This window comes from Alkaliphilus metalliredigens QYMF (assembly GCF_000016985.1).
In the GTDB taxonomy this organism is placed as follows: domain Bacteria; phylum Bacillota; class Clostridia; order Peptostreptococcales; family Natronincolaceae; genus Alkaliphilus_A; species Alkaliphilus_A metalliredigens.
The window spans coordinates 1906081-1922736 of the sequence record NC_009633.1; the positions used below are offsets into that span (position 1 = coordinate 1906081).

Consider the following 16656-nt stretch of genomic DNA (forward strand, 5'->3'; position numbering starts at 1 on the left):
AGTACTTTCATAATTTGCTTTAAATTTAGACATGAAAATAGTCAGTAACCTTTGCTTTAATATAATTACACCACTAACCATATTTGCAAGGGGGTACTGACTATTGGTTAAGGATAATTATATCACTATTTTCGAAAAATTATTAGACATCATTGATTGGAAAAAGTTGAAAGAATCTACTTATCTACTAGATACTGACCATTACATTGCTCAAAATCATTGATGCCGAAGGAAGAAGTTTAATTTCTATAACAAATGAACTTGACTTATCCAGTGAAGAAGTTGCTTGGTTATACAAGAAACGCTGGGAGACAGAGCTATTCTTCAAATGGATAAAGCAACATTTGAAAATCAAAAAAATTATTGGACATAGCTTAAATGCAGTAATGAACCAGATTATAACAGCTATCATTACTTTTGTTATGATGAGGATGATTCAAAAGACTTCTAAAACATCCTTAGGCTTATTGAAAATAAAGCGATTGATTAAGCATTCGATAACTAAGCTTGTAAATAATGAGACATTTAGTTGGACGCTATGGCTTGGAAGTTAACCAATATATAATTTCATAAAAATCCAAAATATTGTTTTATAAGGATAGTTGTATTTAATTTTACTGGGATATATTCCCTGAAGGCTTAATTGTAGAACTCCATCAACAAAACTGAAAAAATTTTTAAAAATCAATAGAAATATTATCTAATTTTTGAACACTAGTGTTAATCTTTAATAAAAGGTTTAATCATTATTCATAGAAAAAAAACATTCAAGGAGGGAGCGTATGTCAAAAAAAACAGCATTACGTTATTTATTGACTTTAGGGGTATTCATCATTTATGCTGCTGCTGGAGGATTTATAGAAAACTACATTACAGAGCTTCGATCGCGGCTATATAAACCCCTTATTCTTGAACTTATGTTTATTACAACGGTTTTTAATATGGGTATCGGAATTTTACTTGCATCTCATAATTATTTCAATGAGAAAAGGAAAGAGGGAAGTTGGAAAGTTGATAAATATAAATTATACTTTCTGTGTATACCAGCTTTATTTTTATCATTGTTAACGTGGATGTATTTATGGATACCCGGATCAAGACCAATATTAGAGACACTACAGATAGTGCTTCCTGTTAGGATTACATCAATGAATATATTTCAAATTTTGTTCGGGTATACTTTGGTAACTAGCTTTTACAAAAGCACTAATAATAGCAAACCAGAGTTAAGTGATGAAAATATGCAGAGTTAATAATAGAAATCATGAGGGTGTTTTTAAATTTCTCTCATAAGAAATATAACTTTTGAAATATTGATTTTTCATTCATTCGTTGAATAGGGGGTGCTTTCGGTATAGATGCTTCCAGTTATAATGAGTTTACCGATGGCTTTAATTTGGGACTATTCTCTATAAATCTATTTAAGTTTCTTATTCCTACTAGATAGTATATAGTCTTCCTGAGTTAATCGAAAAGAAAAAAGCTATAGAGGTTGAGTGATATTGCGTACTTGATGGAAATTGCCACTCAAAGCTACAAGTATAAGCTTTGTATACTTGAAATGATAATATCTATCTTGGAAAGGGGTAAAATTATGAAAAGAATTTTATTGTTTCTTATTATTTTTTCTGTAGTCATGACAGGTTGTAGTATGCCGACGACAAGCAATAATAACAGTTGGAATAGCGATGCCAATTCATCAAATGGAAACCTCTTCTTTGGCTATGGAGGAAATGTCTATTTTAATATTGTAGCCGAAGAGGGGATCTTTAGATTACATGAAAATCCTCGGGAAGTGTCGAAAGTGGCAGAAGGCATCTTTTCAAGACTCCACATTGAAAATGGGTGGATTTATACTATAAAGCTTTCAGGGGAAGATAGTGGATTTTTCAAAATAAAAACTGACGGAACAGAGATGGATCAATTGATGCCCCTATCAGTTTCAAAAGGAATTGAAATGGTTAAAGAAGATAATTATTTATATTATGTAGACCCTCAATCTGTAGTCGGAGGAATCTATAAAATGCACATTGATGAAGGTGAAGAGGTCAAGTTAACAGATGATTTTAGAGCAAGGCATCTTTACGTATTGGATGAATGGCTGTACTATCTAGAAAGTGAAGGCGGATATGTATACAGAGTTAAAACTGATGGTAGCGTACGAGAACAATTAACTAACAATACTTCTTTTATGATGATGAATGATGAATGGATTTACTACTTTTTCCAGAAAGGAACGATCAAAAGGATTAGACACGATGGCTCACAGGAAGAAGTAATTAAGGAAGAGGACACCCTACGGAATCAATACATGAATATTAAAGATAATTGGCTATATGTATCTGCTCACAAAGGGGAAGGATTCGATACCCAAGATTGGGAGTTTTATAAAATCAATTTGGAAACAAAGGAAGAAATTATGATTTATGAAGGCGTTGTAACGAACATTCACATCATTAATGATCACATCTATTTGCATGCCGACTCAAGCTTTTATCGAATGAATCTAGACGGTACTGAATGGATTGAATTATTTGATCTATAAACATTATATATAATCACAAGAGGGTCAGATTATCGATTTTATGTGTCAGAAAATGCTTGAAATAAAGGAATGGAAATATGCTTGAAATATTAGCAATATAGCCATTCCTTTATTTATTTCTAAAATATCAACATTAGCCATTAACAAAGCATTAATGTAAAAAAAGACATAAGGATAGACATTTAAATTTTGTTCCTATAGTTCAATGTAAAATTATTCCATAGTATGATATGATGGTCTTGTAATAATAATTAATCGTTTATTCCAAATTAAGTAAAGTTATAAATATGGCAAAAAAACTTATGAATAGTGAGGTGTTAAGGATTGTGCTCCGGTTTGATTCTTCGGTTCTCTTGCTGGAATAGCATATGTTCCCTATGGGTTGTCTAATTTAATACAAAGTTTTATGCGAAATTAATCTATGTTAAAGGATACTGCAGGAAGGTGATCAAATGAATTGTCCATATTGTCAAAAGGAATTAAGGGGGATATATCTACGGTGATAGGTATTCTTTAAAGTGGTTGCCTGCCGATAAATTTGTTTTTAGGAGTGGCAATTGGCTCAGAAGTACTACCTCATGTGGATAATTCTCTGAGACCTAAAGTGAGGGCCTTTAAATGCTATGAATGCCAAAAAATGATTATGGATCTTGACCAATCGAATTTGAACAAGTTATAGATCTATTAAAGGCAATGGAGTAAATTCATTGCTTTTATTGTAGTTAAAAACCCTGGGATTCATTTAATTGTAGGAACATTTTCTGGAGTACAGTGTCTTACTATTGGAGATAGCATGAAAACCCAAAGTGATTTCGGAGGGTATATTGGAATGAATATTACTTGGATATAACTATGAGAAAATCATTGCATAAGATAAATAGTTTTACTTTAGGGGGAGATAGTTGTGGTGGGGACTGGATACAACCATTAATCGGACTACTGGTTTTGATTACCTTTATATGGGCGGACGTTATCTATTGAGCTATTTATCTACAAGAGAAATCATATATTTGTACCCTTCAACAGCTATTATTTTTGGAGCAGTTCTAGCACTCTCAGCTATAGGGGGGTAGGAAGCAGAAAATTAATCCCGTATTACTTCATAATTGTCGTGTACTGAGCATTATTTGTAGTGCAAACCAGATGAAAAATGTGACTCAAAGGAGAGTAGAATAATGAAAAAGAGAGTGCTGGGTTTAAGCCAAAGAATGCTAATAATTACTGTTTTATCTTTGATTATATTGGCTTTTACAGGTTGTACCCTACAAGGAAAAGAAGATGCAACAGAGCTGTCATCACAAAATGAGATTCAAGAAGTTGATGAAGATGTAATCGCTCTAGTAAATGGAGAAAAAGTATATAAAGAAAAATTCGAACTGCTTTATGAAATCATGGAACCTACAGGTATATATGAGGACTTAAATAAGCTTAAAGTAAATATTTTGAAGACATTGATAGGAGAAAAAATAGAAGAACAAAAGATAAGAGAGTTGGGAATTACGGCAAGTAACGAAGAAGCTAAGGAAGCATATGAGAAAGCCCTAGATGATATTAGTTTTGAAGAGTTTATTGAAAATAATCCCCATATAGACGCAGAAGATTTCTTAAATGGTATGAAACCCGCTCTAAAGCATGACAAATTGTATAAGCAGGAAACGATTATTGGAGAAAGAGATTTGGAAAATGAAGAAATCGCTTCGGTCAAGCAAACCTATTTAAATGCTCTTATCAAAGAAGCAGACATAGGAGTTCAAGAAGAATACTTTGATTTAATATCAGAAATCTTTGAAGTAAATAAGTTAAAGGTAAAAAATTGATATAGAGAAAACTCAATGATATTTGCTCAGGTAGAGTACCGAATATACTTTTGTGAAAGAGGTTCTATTATGCACTTTCTTTTTAAGGTGAATTAGATGAAATAAAGGGGGTAAAAATGGACAAATTTTGGTTTGTGATTTCGATGGTTGGAGTAGTGCTGATGGGGGGAAGTGCTATGCGCTATTTTTATCTAGGGGCATTCCTTCAGATAGTAGGAGGAATCCTTATTTTATTAGGAGTATGGAGCATTCGACCATTTCTAATATTGCGTTATGGGAAGCAATTTTATGAGGTTGATGAAAAGCATGAGACTTCAATTAGAAGGCTCCTTCCAAAAGTTTTTAGGTTAGCACTGATTGGTGTTTTATTATTTATAGTTGGAGGAATAGTTAAAGTTGTATAAATCATTGAGGCGAAACTAGATGGTGACGATAAATGTGTGAAATTAATATAATGGAGGGGTTGAATTGTTTAGAAGATTCACGAAGTTCACAGGACCAAGGTCAAACGGGTTAATACATAAGGGCTTCAATAGCTCGTCAGATACTGGGGATAAAAAAGGTTCTAAAAATAAATGGTTGGACGCATACATTACTTACTATATAGTTACATTTTTTGGGGGGATACTTGGGATACTGATGCTAATATATAGAATGGTGACAAATCAATAGGTATATAGCGATAGTTATATAACTTGGACAGGCATTTTGATACAAGTTGTTACAATTATTATTTATGTATATGCTTCATATAAGAATGCTAAATGAAGAGGGTGAGGGGTTCATGGCACTAGTTAGGTTAATACCAGTTATTATACTTATTGGTTGTGCATATCAGGCATATAAGAATGCTAAAAATACTGAAGAACGAAAAAAAGTTAACAGGAATATAGGCACTATAGTGGGAGTATGGATAGCTTTATTATTACTAATTAGTATCCCAATACTGTTTATCATTATTTTAAACAAAGTGCAAGGATATTAAAAATAGTTGTAAACTCATTTTAATGGATAATAAGCTTTTAATTTATGAAGGCAGATATCTGAATTATTTTAATTAGCTTGGATGAAAATGTCTTGGTTATTTATATAACAACTTAAAGACAGAGAGAGAATTTGGTGAGTGAAGGGATGAAATTTTTTATCTTTATATTTGCTTTCCGTGCTTTTATGGAATGGAAATTTGAAAGAGAATCAAAAACATACATTTTGAATATTTTAAATTTTGCTGGAGCTTCATTGCTTTTGATAATACTCTTATTATTCTTCTAGATAAAATCATATAGGATATAGATAAGACATAGGAAATTAGTTCCTGCATATCATCGTTTAAGGCGTAAAAGATTATCTAAGCAATAGAAGCAACTAGGTTTTGTTATGTGGTTTCCAGTATTTTGTTTTTAGAGGAGGGTTTGCATGAATCTGCCATTAATTTTTTTAGCTTCATCAATTTGGGTTTTAGCACTTTATTTACTAAATAAGGTATTTAACTACAAAGATAAATTAATTAGGCATTTTGGAATTGCAAAATATAAAATAATGCTACTTATTATATTTATACTTGCATTTCTAATTTTAAGATTAGGCTTTAATATTGATTTCTTTGGAAGTACAATTGAACATTTAATATTCTGGTCCTACCTTTACCTAATAACTAACCCAGAACATTTTCGCTAAATAGAATTTTTATCTAGTTGTTACACATCATCTTTTCAATATCCTGAAGTAGAAAAAGTCATTCTGGTCTGTGATAACTTGAATACTCATAAAATATCAGTCATTTATGAGGTGTTCCCATCTGAGAAAGCAAGAGAACTTGCTAAACGTTTAGAAATACACTATACCCCAAAACACGGTAGCTGGTTGAATATAGCGGAGTTAGAGTTAAGTGTATTCACAAGGCAGTGTCTTAACAAGAGAATTCCAGATATAGAAACATTGCAAACCAAAGCATATCTATGGGAGCAGAACCGTAATGAATCCCAAAAGGAGTTAATTGGCATTTTACTACAAAAGATGCTCGTATAAAACTTCAGCATGTGTATCCACAGATTGTCATGTGACTAAGCACTAGGAGTTCTATCATATTTAGTCAATATTACACCTCGGGATAGGTTAGAGAAATTTATTACCTCTCTAAATGTCTATTTGTACATATAATTTATAAATTTTTGTTTCACATCATCTATCCAAAATGCGTAGAAAAAGGTAATTTCACTCAACATTAGATTAACTAATTAGATGACATATATCCTATAAGATGATTTTCCAACAATGAACATAGGCACTGCTGTCATTTGGGTTGTTAGGTTTACAATGTATGGACATCAGAGGATGGCATCACAGGAGCATAGATCTGCAAGGGAAGTGATTTTCTTCTCTTGCTTTTTTAATACTGAATAAAGTAGAGGGTAATTTTCTAGTTGAATACTTAGTGTTTCATAGATGAAAATTTATGGACTCTCTTGGTTTAAGCACAGAATACACCTGTTAAAGATAAGTAAAGGAGATAAAGGAAACTTTCTCGTAAACAGGGGAAATCATCCTTTATCTTTATTTTTATCCCATTTGATTCGATACACTTCCTCTACTAAACCCCCCAATGTTTTTCATACTGTTATACTTAACCAACACCTCAAAGCTAATCAATCCCATGGTGTAACATAAAGTAGTAAAGGGCTTAAAAGAGAGTTTCTCCAGTAATCTATCGGAAAAACCATACAGTAAAATAGTGACAGCCAGAGAAGAAACAATGATTTTTACGATCAAAATTCCTTCTATTCTTTCTAAGAAAGTATCCAGTAGATCCTTAGACAGGGCACCGAGAAAACAAAATAAGTAGATGAAGATGAAAAAAATACATTCGGTCATTAAAATATCCATGGCTAAACCTCATGTTTACAAGGTGAGTTAAGTTCACGGCATTTTTCATTGGCCTTTAAAAAGTCATTACTGTCGGATGTGATTGCCTGGGAATTGCCATTGGTTTTACAAAGTCTATTTTGTAGGCTGGCAAGGGGCAGGAATAGCAGATGAAATACAATGAAGATAAGAAACAATAGGGTTGCCTGTTCTGTATTGAAGGCTCCCTCCATGGCGTATCCTCTAGCTGGTATGATATGACGATAGAGTAAGTAATAAACCAGTGTAGTGGTAAGCACCAGGATGAAAATGAGTAGAGAAAAAATTTTGGATGGTTGATTTCCTTTCTTTGGGATTTGGATATTCATGAATCTTGGCACCTCCTTTAGTCTATGAAACTTAATTGATGACCTAAGCTACCACTTAAAGCTCAGTTGTTGCAGTCTCAACGATGTATGCACTATCCACCGCCACTAAGTTACCGGCAGCTGAGAAGACCACATCTTTTGCAACAATTAAATCCATGACAGCCTTCACCTGTGTTGCATCAAGATCCTCTCTAGGGACGGAGACTCTCAGGCTGACTAAACGATCTTCACCGGTCTTAAAGACCATTCGTAAATACTTATCCAAGGACTACACCTTCTTTCGTATTGGTATTTCCTAGGGAATAATCCTAAAACGTAAAGGTTTTAACTATCTGATCTCCCTCGAGCAGCTCCTCATCATAATCAATGGTAAAGTGGTCTTCTTCTGACTCTTCTGACTCATCAGACTCCTCAAGGACTTCAACCATTTCCTCATCCTCTGAGGCTTGATTTCCTAACATGGAAAGCTGTAAAGGGTCCAATGAAACGGATATCTCTTCATTGGGACGAAACTTTCTAAGGGCCACAAGGTTTTCATCATTTAATTAAATATCACTTAACACAATTGATATGGATTGACTCCAAGTGTCAGCAGCTACTTTATTACTAATATCAATTTTTTTAATCTTAGCGATTTGAATTTGATTCATTGGATTCCTCCTCTATTGTGTTTTTTACATTATATCCTATGATATTTTGAAATTCAGTGAGTGGAAGGATGAAATCAATCAGGGAAAATAAAGTTGAAATAAAGTTGAAATAAAGTAGAAAAACACTTTCAAAAAAGAGAAGAGATAGGCAAAGTAGGCAAAGTAGGGTTAGGCAAAGTAGATATAATAGGGTGGAACACATGTTCTTAATAAGAGGGGAGTAAAATAATGACCAGTAAAATAATGAGTGATTTAGTGATGCATATCAACAGTGGAAATGGGAAGGGAATATGGGTTGGGGGAAAACAATTTCAACTTTTAGAGGGGATATACCAACTGTCACATGAGATCTGGAGAGATCCAAAAATTGAAGAAGTTAAATCTAGGATTATGATCAAGCTAGATGGGGGAATAGAATTTTCCATTAAGTGGTTAGTGGATTTAGGAGCAATAAATGAAGACTTATATCAAAAAGGAACTGTGGCCTTGACGGAGCTTGGATTTGAATTGATTGAGTTAAAGAAAAGTATGGAAGAAGAGGAGTAGAATACAAAATAGAAGACTGATTAATTGAGAAGAGCTATCTTATTGCTTGAAGAAGTGATAAAAAGAGACAAAGAAATATAACTAAATTAACAGAACTAAGTTACCATATCGTAGACACAGAAAGTTGCCGTAACCATCGGCAACCCTCTGTGTTCTTTGTTTTTATTCCCACCACCCACCCTAAAGACTAAAAGCCTCTGGGGTACACAACCATCCATAAGTTCTATTGAAACAGGGCAGTTTAGCCCCACTGCGAAATTAGCACTTATTCTTTACATTGCATTAGATAAGAAGTTTGAAGAATTGTTCTATTTTGATGAATTTAATGCTTAAATCTTAACCTTATCAATGAGTGTTACTTATTAAATGCGACGGTGAAATAATGTTACTTTACACTATCTTATTCACGCGACATAAATCAAAAATATCTTGGAACAGGAGAATGGACTTTTATATAAACATCAAATTTCGACAAGAAACATAGAGAGGATCATATAGTATGTAGGTGATGGATATACGGAGGGGGATGATCAAAATGAACCGACTGACAAATAAGAAAAGTACTGAAGAAATCAGATCATATAGAATTTTATTTGAAACATATAAAGGCAAAGTTTATCGGGTAGCCTACTATATTTTAAAAAATGAGCAAGACTCGAAGGATATTGTACAAGAAGCCTTTACCATTGCCTATAAAAAAATGGATACATTGAGAGACTTAAGCAAGTTTGAAAGCTGGATTTGTACAATCGGGGCCAACCTGGCCAAGGATAAATGTAAAAAGAACGGCAAGGAGATATTGACCGATGACTATGATAAAGTGATGCCCATGGTAAGTGTGATAGAGCCCATTGAGTTACAAGAGGAAATATTAGAAAAACAAGAACTCAAGGAAAATGTATTGGAACAAATTAATCACCTAAACAGTCATTATAGAGAGGTGATTATCCTTTATTACTATGTTGAATTATCCTATGAGGAAATTGCAACTACACTGAACATCAGTCAAGGGACAGTAAAATCTAGACTGTTTAGAGCTAAAAAGATGTTAAAATCTGAGATGATAAAAGCTGAAAAAGGTCAGCCAGTAACAATATAAGGTTAGGAGGGATCAAAATGAGCAAAGTAAATGAGCTAGATAGAGTGATAAAAGAAGTAATCCATCAGGAGGTAAACTTGATAGAAGTTCCAGATATGTATGATGTGTGGAATGATATAGAAAAGAATATTAATAAAAAACATAAGCATAGATTGTTCACTTTCAACAAAAGGATAGCAGGCATAATCGCTGCATTATTAGTATTAGGGGTTACCCTTAGTACTACTGATGAGGGCTATACATATTACCGAAGGATTTTAAACTTTTTCTCCAGTACTGAAGGAGATCATATCAGTATTCAACTAGATTATGGTAGCAATAATAATCCTCAATTGAATTTTGAAACCACTACTCATAAGTTATCCTTAGAAGAAGCCAAACAGAATGTAAGTTTTCATATGGGTATACCATCTTATGTACCAGATGGATATAACATACAAGAAGCGTTCCTAACAGAATTTAATGGGGAAGTTTTGAATGTAGAGCTTATTTATATCTCCAATAATAATGAGCTAGTTCGAATTGATCAAGAGCCTATTTTTGAACAACATGCTGAAGTGATAAACATCAATTTAAATAATGCTACTGTAGAACAAATTGAGAAAAATAATATCATTTACACTGTTATTAAAATGAAAAATGATAAGGTCATAATTATATGGGATATGCATGAAGTGAAGTATACGGTTGATATGACTAGTAATGATGAATTAATGAAAATGGTATTTTCTATAGAATAAGCGCATGGCTTAAAGCAATGCACTTGTTTTTGAATTCAAATAAATTAATATTTTTAAAAATGTGACAATGGAAATTGCGTAGAAAAAAATATGACAATGATAAAAGGAGGGTTCATATTGAAAAAACACAAAATTATAAAAGAAACAAAGAAGTTTTTTACTTGTTTTCTAATTTATAAGTTCATTGGTTGGATAGGGATCGCTGTGGGTATACATGCTTTCCGTTATAGGGTGCTTCGTGATGACTTCAATTTGCAATTTTTCCTTATAGACACAATTAGGTTTCTTATTGCCTTTTGGATAGTATATAGTTTTCCTGGGTTAATTAAAAAGAAAAAAGCGATAGAGGTTGAGTGATACTGCGCACTTGATGTATACTGCCACACAACTTTGGTAACTTTCTGGAGAGGAGATTTGAAAAATGACAAATAACTTTTTAACAGGAAATAGGATTAAAATTTTGATTGGTATTTTGGTTATATCTTTATTGGCAAACATTTTTTTATTCGCAAAATTCATTTCTGATGAAAAGATAACAAGACTTAGTGCTAATAATAATTATACTGCTTTTTTTTCAACTTTAATGATTTACAGTGATAGCTTAGATTATTTAGCAAACAATGATTTGCAATTTCTTGGGGCTGGAGAAAGAGAACTACAAGCATTATATGGATACAGTTTTAATTTAGTAGAACATGCTAGAACTTATGGAATGCTTAGTGATAAAAAAGATGAATTACCAAGCTTAATTTGGAACTTTGCTATTCATATGCAAGATATAACCAATAATCTCAACCAAGTTGACATAAAGAACAATAGAGATAACCTTAAAGAATTTTCAAGAAATATAAACGGAATAGTTATGCTGGAAAATCAGACGAGAGGTGAAATGTATAGAAATAATAAAGGGTTTGTAGCGAAAGAGATGCACACTGTACTTAGCCCAAAAGTAGAGAAAATTATGGACTTATATTTATCTAATGAATAGTATCTTTTTTATGTCCACAAAATGTTTGAAATAAAGGAATGGAAATATGCTTGAAACATTAGAAATATAGCCATTCCTTTATTTACTTCTAAAATATCAACATTAGCCATTAACAAAGCCAATGTATTAAAAAATACAAGGGGGGAAGAAATTGAATTGGTCTAAATAATAAAATGGATTTTGATATTCTTAGTAGCACTTACGGTTGCTGCGTTCTTAACAGTGAGGGCATTCTTTAGATAGGGATAAGTCATATTATCTTTTTAATTTGCAATTGATATATTAGTTGAAGTAAGAGATGAAATCAAGAAATAGTGCAATGTAGTTTGTTGGAAATTTGTGTAAAGGAGGAGTTAACATGGCTACAACACTAAAAAAGCCAGGTAAAATTTTAAAAATCATAGTAGGTTTATCTCTGATTACTTCGATTGGTTTTTCTTATCACATTTACACCTTATACGATAGTATTAATAACGAACTAATGTTTTCAGATATCAACAATGCCTTAAATCATATTGGCATATTAATTCATGCTACTGATGAGACTGAAGACGGAGGGGCAATGGCATCTAGGGGGGAACACGCCTTTTATACTAACCCTCCATTCCATTATTACGATTATGCTAAATCTACGCAAAGTCAGATGATATATTTATATTGGACAATTACAAGAGGCTACGCGAATGAAGATAAAGAAAACTTTACAGAGATTAATAAGGAGCTTAAAGAATTACATGACATTATAGGTAATCATGAAAGGCATCGTCTCAGGGAAGAGAGTAATTATAGAAAGGCTTATAGAGAAATTGTCGCAATGTTAGAAGAAAATTTGCAAGAAATAAATTCATTGCAGCAGTGACAGCGAGCTTATCTTGACTTAAGATACTAGAAGTTAATTCACATCATCCTTTTTACGCGACAGAAAGTAAAAGAAGGAATGGTTACATATTTGATACTAAAAGTGTAGCCATTCTTTTATTCTATTCTAAAATATTGAAATTGATTGCTAATAAAGTCTTATTCTACATAAATCAAAAATATCTTGTAACAGAATAATGAAATTTTTATAAAAACATCAAATTTCGACAAGAAACCCAGAAAGGATCATATAGTATGTAGGTGATACATATACGGTAGGGAGCTGATCAAAATGAACCGACTGACAAATAAGAAAAGTACTGAAGAAATCAGATCATATAGAATTTTATTTGAAACATATAAAGGCAAAGTTTATCGGGTAGCCTACTATATTTTAAAAAATGATCAAGACTCGAAGGATATTGTACAAGAAGCCTTTACCATTGCCTATAAAAAGATGGATACCTTGAGGGACTTAAGCAAGTTTGAAAGCTGGATTTGTACAATTGCGGCTAACTTGGCCAAGGATAAATGTAAAAAGAACTGCAAGGAGATTTTGACCGATGATTATGATAAGGTGATGCCCATGGTAAGTGTGATAGAGCCCATTGAGTTACAAGAAGAAATAATAGAAAAACAAGAACTCAAGGCAAATATATTGGAACAAATTAATCATCTAAACAGTCATTATAAAGAGGTGATCATCCTTTATTACTACGTTGAATTATCTTATGATGAAATTGGAACTGCATTGAATATCAGCCCAGGAACAGTGAAATCAAGAATGTTTAGAGCTAAAAAAATACTTAAATCCAAAATAATGATTGCTGAAGGTGGCCAACCAATAACGATATAAGGTTAGGAGGGGCGAAAATGACTAAGAAAAAGGATTTAGATTCGATAATAAAGCAAGTTGTTCAGGAAGAAACGACTTTGATCGAGATTCCAGACATGAGTGATGTATGGAACAATATAGAAAATAATATTAATAAAGGAAGCTATTTTACAGTATTTACCTTTAACAACAAGGTAGCAGGAATTGTGGCTGCAATGCTAGTACTGGTATTTACATACAGCAATACCGATGAAGGTTATGCCTATTACAGGAGAGTTTTAAGCTTTATTACTAATACAGTTGAAAACAAAACAGTTATCAATATAGAATCAAGGCAAAGTACTAATTTAAACCCTGATATAGATGAAAGCTGGGAGTTGATCACAGAAAGCCTCTCTGTTGAGGAGGCAATTGGAAGGGCAACATTTCAGATAAAAATACCTACTTACACCCCAGCGGGATATTCCATAGATGAAATCATATTAAAACAGTTTGCTGGTGAAACATTAACTGCAGGGCTTCTATATATGTCGCAGGATCAGAGTTTAATTAAGCTAGTTCAAGAGCCAATATTAGGAGAATATGCTCAGACAATCCAAGTAGATTCAGAACGAACAAAGGTAAGTCAATTTAAAGAAAATGGGATCGACTATCATATGATGGAGTTCAGTGATGGTGAAGTGATGGTCTTATGGCAAATGTCAGAAGTCAAATATACAGTGACCGGAGTTGGTAAGGAAGAAATTAAGAAATTGATACTTTCTATAGAATAAGGATATGGTTTATTAGCTATATCCTTATTTTTATTGGGTTTAACAGTGTTTTGATTTGATGTATTTAGAGAATATAGCAAAAACATTACTAGACATGGGAACATTTAATGAAAACCTTCCCTCTGTATAGTGAGGGGCAAATAGAAGCCAAAGCTTCAAAACTAGATTTTAAATTAAAAGGGGGGAATTTAGTAAACTGTATTAAGAAGATGATGCAAAGGTGCGTACAGTTTATTTAAGCGTGATGATGAAACAAACTTGTTCTGCATGATAAATGGGCCAGGAGGATTAAAATGAAAAAAATTATAGTAGGAATACTGATAGGCAGTATAGGTTTAGCCGGAATAAGATGTAGTAATACAGCAGATGAAGGAACTAGTAAAGTAGTTGAAGTGATATCTGATGATCAAACTTTGCGTCCTGCCTTAGATGTGCTACTTAAAGAGGAAACTGATGAAGACATTTTAAAATATGTGGAAGAATTAAAGAAAGCAATTCCCCTGCCGGTAGCTTTTGACGAAGCTAATATCAGTGATGAAATCGGAGACTCGATATTGAGCTCATTATCTGCCATGGAACAATCATATAAAAATAATACTGAACTTTCTCAAGAGGAAGAAGCTATATTAGAAAAACTGCTCAATACATCTAGCTTAGATGATAATATTACTTATGAGGAGAGCTTCTTATTAGATCAATTTCAATATAATTATGATGTGGGCTTTACTACCATACAAGATGGTTATTCAAATAATAACATTACTCAAGCATATGAAGGTAGAGTAGCCTTCTTCTTAACAAGAGAAATTATTTTAGATGCCATGGATCCTCATAGAAATAAATATATGGATGTATCTAATGATTAGCTTAGCTTCGATTCATTGCCATTAAATATTAATTTTCAATGTGTATTCAATAAGCGGAGTAGGGGTCATTCATTTAGGTAGGGTATTGTAGAGAGCGTCTATTAAATCTATGTTAGGAGAAAAGGATGAAATCTGAAAAGTTTATTAAAAATTGGATCAGATATAGACAAGAGGGAAAAGAAAAGTATGTTGGTAAAAGGAGCATATTAATTGCAGTTTCAATATTGGTAGGTCAATCAGCTGCAAAATTATACAGAGGTGAATTGGGATTTTTTAATTTTTCAAATCTCATTTTAATTTTTGTTGTAAGTTATATTGCTGCACGAATTGGTGCAACTAATGGATGGAATAGGTATGAAAAAAAATATAGTAAGTTAATAAATGATATAGAAGAATAGTATTACCACCTATTATATATCCCATTATCTTTTAAAGTCATAACAGATGGGAAATGAGATGCAGATTAATTTGATGAATAATAATACTGAAAAATCTTTTTAATAAGGGAGGAACTGGACAATGTTTAAAAAGTATTTCATCAAAAGTGGGTTGATATGGTCCATACTGAATGTTGTGTATTTAGTACTTTCAGTTGTGTTACTACAATACATTAGACTCCTAGTAGGCAGAATTTACGATCCAAGACCAATGTACTTAGCGGCAACGGTAATTCCATTTCTATTTGGAACACTCCTTAGACTTCCTGCATTAATTGAAAGATGGGAATCAAACAAAAAATTTAACTGGATTAAGTTTCTAAATCAAGGCTTAATTGCATTAATATTAACATTTCTAACATCTCCAGCATTTTATGCATTTAATTATAGAATTCCTACCATGCTTTCATTAGCAGAAGCTCATGAAATTGTTTTGTATTTAACCGCAGTTTGGTTAGGGATGAGCATAACAGATTGCATAAAAGGCATTGAAAAGGTCGATTCCATTAATGAACATAACTAAATAATCTGTCAGAACATCCTGATTAGGGAAATCTAATAGGTAGCATCAGAAAGGAGGGTGACTATGTTTGATTCAATATTCTTAAATGTTGGATTTCTTGTGATTCTTTTATGGGGAATGAGTGCAATCACTAAAGAATCAAAGTTGTTCAATAAGCGGCTTGCAATCATAGGAGGAGCACTAGTTATCATTAATATTTTTGTGACTTACCAGTACATACAAGTACAAAGCAGTCACAATACAGCCACCTATAATTTGTATCTATTAACTTCCAGCAGCATGGATCAAGTGACTCAAATTGCAAATAAGGAAACGGAAAATATGGAGGACATTGCTTCTTTAAATAAGGTAATAGAAGATATATACCAGCACACCAATCCATTACTGTTACAAATGAATCATACTAGATTGGTTTCTAGTAGTAGCCAACGACAGCTCTATGGGATAATCGGTGATTTATCCGAACAACTAGAGGTATTTTTGAATCACCACAACAGCATTTTGGCAAAGGGTGAAGTAATAGAGACAGAACTGTTTCAACAGTATGACCAATTAAAATCAGAGCTGTTTATTTTTTCCCATAAATTTAGATCCAGAGGAGCCAGTAGCGGCGTTAGACTAGGCATCATACAGCACCGCTTATTTTTAGATGAGAATGAGATAAACCGGATGGAGAAAACAGTCGGCAATATTTCAAAGATTATTGAGGAATTAACTAGTGAGAACTAAAAGCACTTTTTTGATAAAGA

The 16656-nt window shown here is 32.7% G+C and carries 26 protein-coding genes and 1 pseudogene; 23 read left to right on the forward strand and 4 right to left on the reverse strand.

Going from position 1 to position 16656, the window contains the following annotated elements; translation table 11 throughout:
- The first annotated feature begins 206 nt into the window (after positions 1 to 206).
- The 10 genes from AMET_RS08890 (at position 207) to AMET_RS24990 (ending at position 6390) form a co-directional block, all read left to right on the forward strand.
- Entirely contained in the window at positions 207 to 554 is a 348-nt protein-coding gene (locus AMET_RS08890) for a transposase (protein WP_041720550.1), read from the forward strand.
- Between the two features lie 228 nt (positions 555 to 782).
- Positions 783 to 1253: a hypothetical protein gene (locus AMET_RS24265; protein WP_012062993.1), complete on the forward strand. Its 471-nt coding sequence runs from the start codon at positions 783 to 785 to the stop codon at positions 1251 to 1253.
- Between the two features lie 341 nt (positions 1254 to 1594).
- On the forward strand, positions 1595 to 2545 hold the full coding sequence (locus AMET_RS08900) for a DUF5050 domain-containing protein (protein ID WP_012062994.1): 951 nt from the start codon (positions 1595 to 1597) through the stop codon (positions 2543 to 2545).
- 852 nt (positions 2546 to 3397) lie between these two features.
- Entirely contained in the window at positions 3398 to 3526 is a 129-nt protein-coding gene (locus tag AMET_RS26880) for a hypothetical protein (protein WP_278184244.1), read from the forward strand.
- 194 nt (positions 3527 to 3720) lie between these two features.
- On the forward strand, positions 3721 to 4362 hold the full coding sequence (locus AMET_RS08905) for a SurA N-terminal domain-containing protein (protein WP_012062995.1): 642 nt from the start codon (positions 3721 to 3723) through the stop codon (positions 4360 to 4362).
- Positions 4363 to 4478: 116 nt separating this feature from the next.
- Positions 4479 to 4766, forward strand: a complete 288-nt coding sequence (locus tag AMET_RS08910; RefSeq protein WP_012062996.1) for a hypothetical protein — start codon at positions 4479 to 4481, stop codon at positions 4764 to 4766.
- Between the two features lie 380 nt (positions 4767 to 5146).
- Positions 5147 to 5347 (forward strand): hypothetical protein, encoded by a 201-nt coding sequence (locus AMET_RS08920; RefSeq protein ID WP_041720554.1) that lies wholly within the window; start codon positions 5147 to 5149, stop codon positions 5345 to 5347.
- A 146-nt stretch (positions 5348 to 5493) separates the two neighbouring features.
- Positions 5494 to 5634 (forward strand): DUF4181 domain-containing protein, encoded by a 141-nt coding sequence (locus AMET_RS27350; RefSeq protein WP_408626403.1) that lies wholly within the window; start codon positions 5494 to 5496, stop codon positions 5632 to 5634.
- A 144-nt stretch (positions 5635 to 5778) separates the two neighbouring features.
- On the forward strand, positions 5779 to 6039 hold the full coding sequence (locus AMET_RS08925; RefSeq protein WP_041720556.1) for a hypothetical protein: 261 nt from the start codon (positions 5779 to 5781) through the stop codon (positions 6037 to 6039).
- The gene (locus AMET_RS24990; RefSeq protein WP_083760927.1) at positions 6040 to 6390 is read left to right on the forward strand and encodes a transposase; all 351 of its coding nucleotides are present in this window, start codon (positions 6040 to 6042) and stop codon (positions 6388 to 6390) included.
- Between the two features lie 531 nt (positions 6391 to 6921).
- Here the strand turns inward: AMET_RS24990 and AMET_RS08930 are convergent.
- The 4 genes from AMET_RS08930 to AMET_RS26515 form a co-directional block, all read right to left on the reverse strand.
- Positions 6922 to 7245, reverse strand: a complete 324-nt coding sequence (locus AMET_RS08930; protein WP_012062998.1) for a hypothetical protein — start codon at positions 7243 to 7245, stop codon at positions 6922 to 6924.
- Between the two features lie 2 nt (positions 7246 to 7247).
- The gene (locus AMET_RS08935; RefSeq protein WP_041720558.1) at positions 7248 to 7592 is read right to left on the reverse strand and encodes a hypothetical protein; all 345 of its coding nucleotides are present in this window, start codon (positions 7590 to 7592) and stop codon (positions 7248 to 7250) included.
- A gap of 55 nt (positions 7593 to 7647) precedes the next feature.
- Positions 7648 to 7839, reverse strand: coding sequence for a DUF2922 domain-containing protein (locus AMET_RS08940; protein WP_242661422.1), 192 nt, complete (start codon positions 7837 to 7839; stop codon positions 7648 to 7650).
- A 61-nt stretch (positions 7840 to 7900) separates the two neighbouring features.
- Positions 7901 to 8053 (reverse strand): hypothetical protein, encoded by a 153-nt coding sequence (locus AMET_RS26515; protein ID WP_242661423.1) that lies wholly within the window; start codon positions 8051 to 8053, stop codon positions 7901 to 7903.
- Between the two features lie 417 nt (positions 8054 to 8470).
- On the opposite strand from AMET_RS26515, the gene AMET_RS08950 reads away from it, so the two are divergent.
- From AMET_RS08950 to AMET_RS09005, 13 genes and pseudogenes are all read left to right on the forward strand, one after another.
- The gene (locus tag AMET_RS08950; protein WP_012063001.1) at positions 8471 to 8788 is read left to right on the forward strand and encodes a hypothetical protein; all 318 of its coding nucleotides are present in this window, start codon (positions 8471 to 8473) and stop codon (positions 8786 to 8788) included.
- A gap of 213 nt (positions 8789 to 9001) precedes the next feature.
- A pseudogene (locus AMET_RS26520) lies at positions 9002 to 9121 on the forward strand (helix-turn-helix transcriptional regulator); the annotation flags it as partial.
- 202 nt (positions 9122 to 9323) lie between these two features.
- Positions 9324 to 9887: an RNA polymerase sigma factor gene (locus tag AMET_RS08955; protein ID WP_012063003.1), complete on the forward strand. Its 564-nt coding sequence runs from the start codon at positions 9324 to 9326 to the stop codon at positions 9885 to 9887.
- 17 nt (positions 9888 to 9904) lie between these two features.
- Positions 9905 to 10627: a DUF4367 domain-containing protein gene (locus AMET_RS08960; protein WP_012063004.1), complete on the forward strand. Its 723-nt coding sequence runs from the start codon at positions 9905 to 9907 to the stop codon at positions 10625 to 10627.
- Between the two features lie 117 nt (positions 10628 to 10744).
- Positions 10745 to 10984 carry a hypothetical protein gene (locus AMET_RS08965; RefSeq protein ID WP_041720560.1) on the forward strand — a complete coding sequence of 80 codons (240 nt, stop codon included), beginning with the start codon at positions 10745 to 10747 and terminating at the stop codon, positions 10982 to 10984.
- 64 nt (positions 10985 to 11048) lie between these two features.
- Positions 11049 to 11615, forward strand: a complete 567-nt coding sequence (locus AMET_RS08970; protein ID WP_012063005.1) for a hypothetical protein — start codon at positions 11049 to 11051, stop codon at positions 11613 to 11615.
- 358 nt (positions 11616 to 11973) lie between these two features.
- Positions 11974 to 12474: a hypothetical protein gene (locus tag AMET_RS08975; protein ID WP_012063006.1), complete on the forward strand. Its 501-nt coding sequence runs from the start codon at positions 11974 to 11976 to the stop codon at positions 12472 to 12474.
- Between the two features lie 291 nt (positions 12475 to 12765).
- On the forward strand, positions 12766 to 13329 hold the full coding sequence (locus tag AMET_RS08980; RefSeq protein ID WP_012063007.1) for an RNA polymerase sigma factor: 564 nt from the start codon (positions 12766 to 12768) through the stop codon (positions 13327 to 13329).
- Positions 13330 to 13346: 17 nt separating this feature from the next.
- Positions 13347 to 14081: a DUF4367 domain-containing protein gene (locus AMET_RS08985; protein ID WP_012063008.1), complete on the forward strand. Its 735-nt coding sequence runs from the start codon at positions 13347 to 13349 to the stop codon at positions 14079 to 14081.
- 293 nt (positions 14082 to 14374) lie between these two features.
- Entirely contained in the window at positions 14375 to 14947 is a 573-nt protein-coding gene (locus AMET_RS08990) for a hypothetical protein (protein ID WP_012063010.1), read from the forward strand.
- Positions 14948 to 15072: 125 nt separating this feature from the next.
- A complete protein-coding gene (locus AMET_RS08995) occupies positions 15073 to 15345 on the forward strand; it encodes a hypothetical protein (protein ID WP_012063011.1) in 273 nt (90 codons plus the stop codon).
- A gap of 121 nt (positions 15346 to 15466) precedes the next feature.
- Positions 15467 to 15907: a hypothetical protein gene (locus AMET_RS09000; protein WP_012063012.1), complete on the forward strand. Its 441-nt coding sequence runs from the start codon at positions 15467 to 15469 to the stop codon at positions 15905 to 15907.
- A gap of 63 nt (positions 15908 to 15970) precedes the next feature.
- Positions 15971 to 16636, forward strand: coding sequence for a synaptonemal complex protein 1 (locus tag AMET_RS09005; RefSeq protein WP_012063013.1), 666 nt, complete (start codon positions 15971 to 15973; stop codon positions 16634 to 16636).
- The last annotated feature ends 20 nt before the right edge of the window (positions 16637 to 16656 follow it).

Bases quoted from the DNA above. Each gene is read 5' to 3' on its own strand.
- AMET_RS24265 (WP_012062993.1), top strand. From the start codon at position 783: ATGTCAAAAAAAACAGCATTACGTTATTTATTGACTTTAGGGGTATTC.
- AMET_RS08900 (WP_012062994.1), top strand. From the start codon at position 1,595: ATGAAAAGAATTTTATTGTTTCTTATTATTTTTTCTGTAGTCATGACA.
- AMET_RS26880 (WP_278184244.1), top strand. From the start codon at position 3,398: ATGAGAAAATCATTGCATAAGATAAATAGTTTTACTTTAGGGGGAGAT.
- AMET_RS08905 (WP_012062995.1), top strand. From the start codon at position 3,721: ATGAAAAAGAGAGTGCTGGGTTTAAGCCAAAGAATGCTAATAATTACT.
- AMET_RS08910 (WP_012062996.1), top strand. From the start codon at position 4,479: ATGGACAAATTTTGGTTTGTGATTTCGATGGTTGGAGTAGTGCTGATG.
- AMET_RS08920 (WP_041720554.1), top strand. From the start codon at position 5,147: ATGGCACTAGTTAGGTTAATACCAGTTATTATACTTATTGGTTGTGCA.
- AMET_RS27350 (WP_408626403.1), top strand. From the start codon at position 5,494: ATGAAATTTTTTATCTTTATATTTGCTTTCCGTGCTTTTATGGAATGG.
- AMET_RS08925 (WP_041720556.1), top strand. From the start codon at position 5,779: ATGAATCTGCCATTAATTTTTTTAGCTTCATCAATTTGGGTTTTAGCA.
- AMET_RS08930 (WP_012062998.1), bottom strand. From the start codon at position 7,245: ATGGATATTTTAATGACCGAATGTATTTTTTTCATCTTCATCTACTTA.
- AMET_RS08935 (WP_041720558.1), bottom strand. From the start codon at position 7,592: ATGAATATCCAAATCCCAAAGAAAGGAAATCAACCATCCAAAATTTTT.
- AMET_RS08940 (WP_242661422.1), bottom strand. From the start codon at position 7,839: ATGGTCTTTAAGACCGGTGAAGATCGTTTAGTCAGCCTGAGAGTCTCC.
- AMET_RS26515 (WP_242661423.1), bottom strand. From the start codon at position 8,053: ATGTTAGGAAATCAAGCCTCAGAGGATGAGGAAATGGTTGAAGTCCTT.
- AMET_RS08950 (WP_012063001.1), top strand. From the start codon at position 8,471: ATGACCAGTAAAATAATGAGTGATTTAGTGATGCATATCAACAGTGGA.
- AMET_RS08955 (WP_012063003.1), top strand. From the start codon at position 9,324: ATGAACCGACTGACAAATAAGAAAAGTACTGAAGAAATCAGATCATAT.
- AMET_RS08960 (WP_012063004.1), top strand. From the start codon at position 9,905: ATGAGCAAAGTAAATGAGCTAGATAGAGTGATAAAAGAAGTAATCCAT.
- AMET_RS08970 (WP_012063005.1), top strand. From the start codon at position 11,049: ATGACAAATAACTTTTTAACAGGAAATAGGATTAAAATTTTGATTGGT.
- AMET_RS08975 (WP_012063006.1), top strand. From the start codon at position 11,974: ATGGCTACAACACTAAAAAAGCCAGGTAAAATTTTAAAAATCATAGTA.
- AMET_RS08980 (WP_012063007.1), top strand. From the start codon at position 12,766: ATGAACCGACTGACAAATAAGAAAAGTACTGAAGAAATCAGATCATAT.
- AMET_RS08985 (WP_012063008.1), top strand. From the start codon at position 13,347: ATGACTAAGAAAAAGGATTTAGATTCGATAATAAAGCAAGTTGTTCAG.
- AMET_RS08990 (WP_012063010.1), top strand. From the start codon at position 14,375: ATGAAAAAAATTATAGTAGGAATACTGATAGGCAGTATAGGTTTAGCC.
- AMET_RS08995 (WP_012063011.1), top strand. From the start codon at position 15,073: ATGAAATCTGAAAAGTTTATTAAAAATTGGATCAGATATAGACAAGAG.
- AMET_RS09000 (WP_012063012.1), top strand. From the start codon at position 15,467: ATGTTTAAAAAGTATTTCATCAAAAGTGGGTTGATATGGTCCATACTG.
- AMET_RS09005 (WP_012063013.1), top strand. From the start codon at position 15,971: ATGTTTGATTCAATATTCTTAAATGTTGGATTTCTTGTGATTCTTTTA.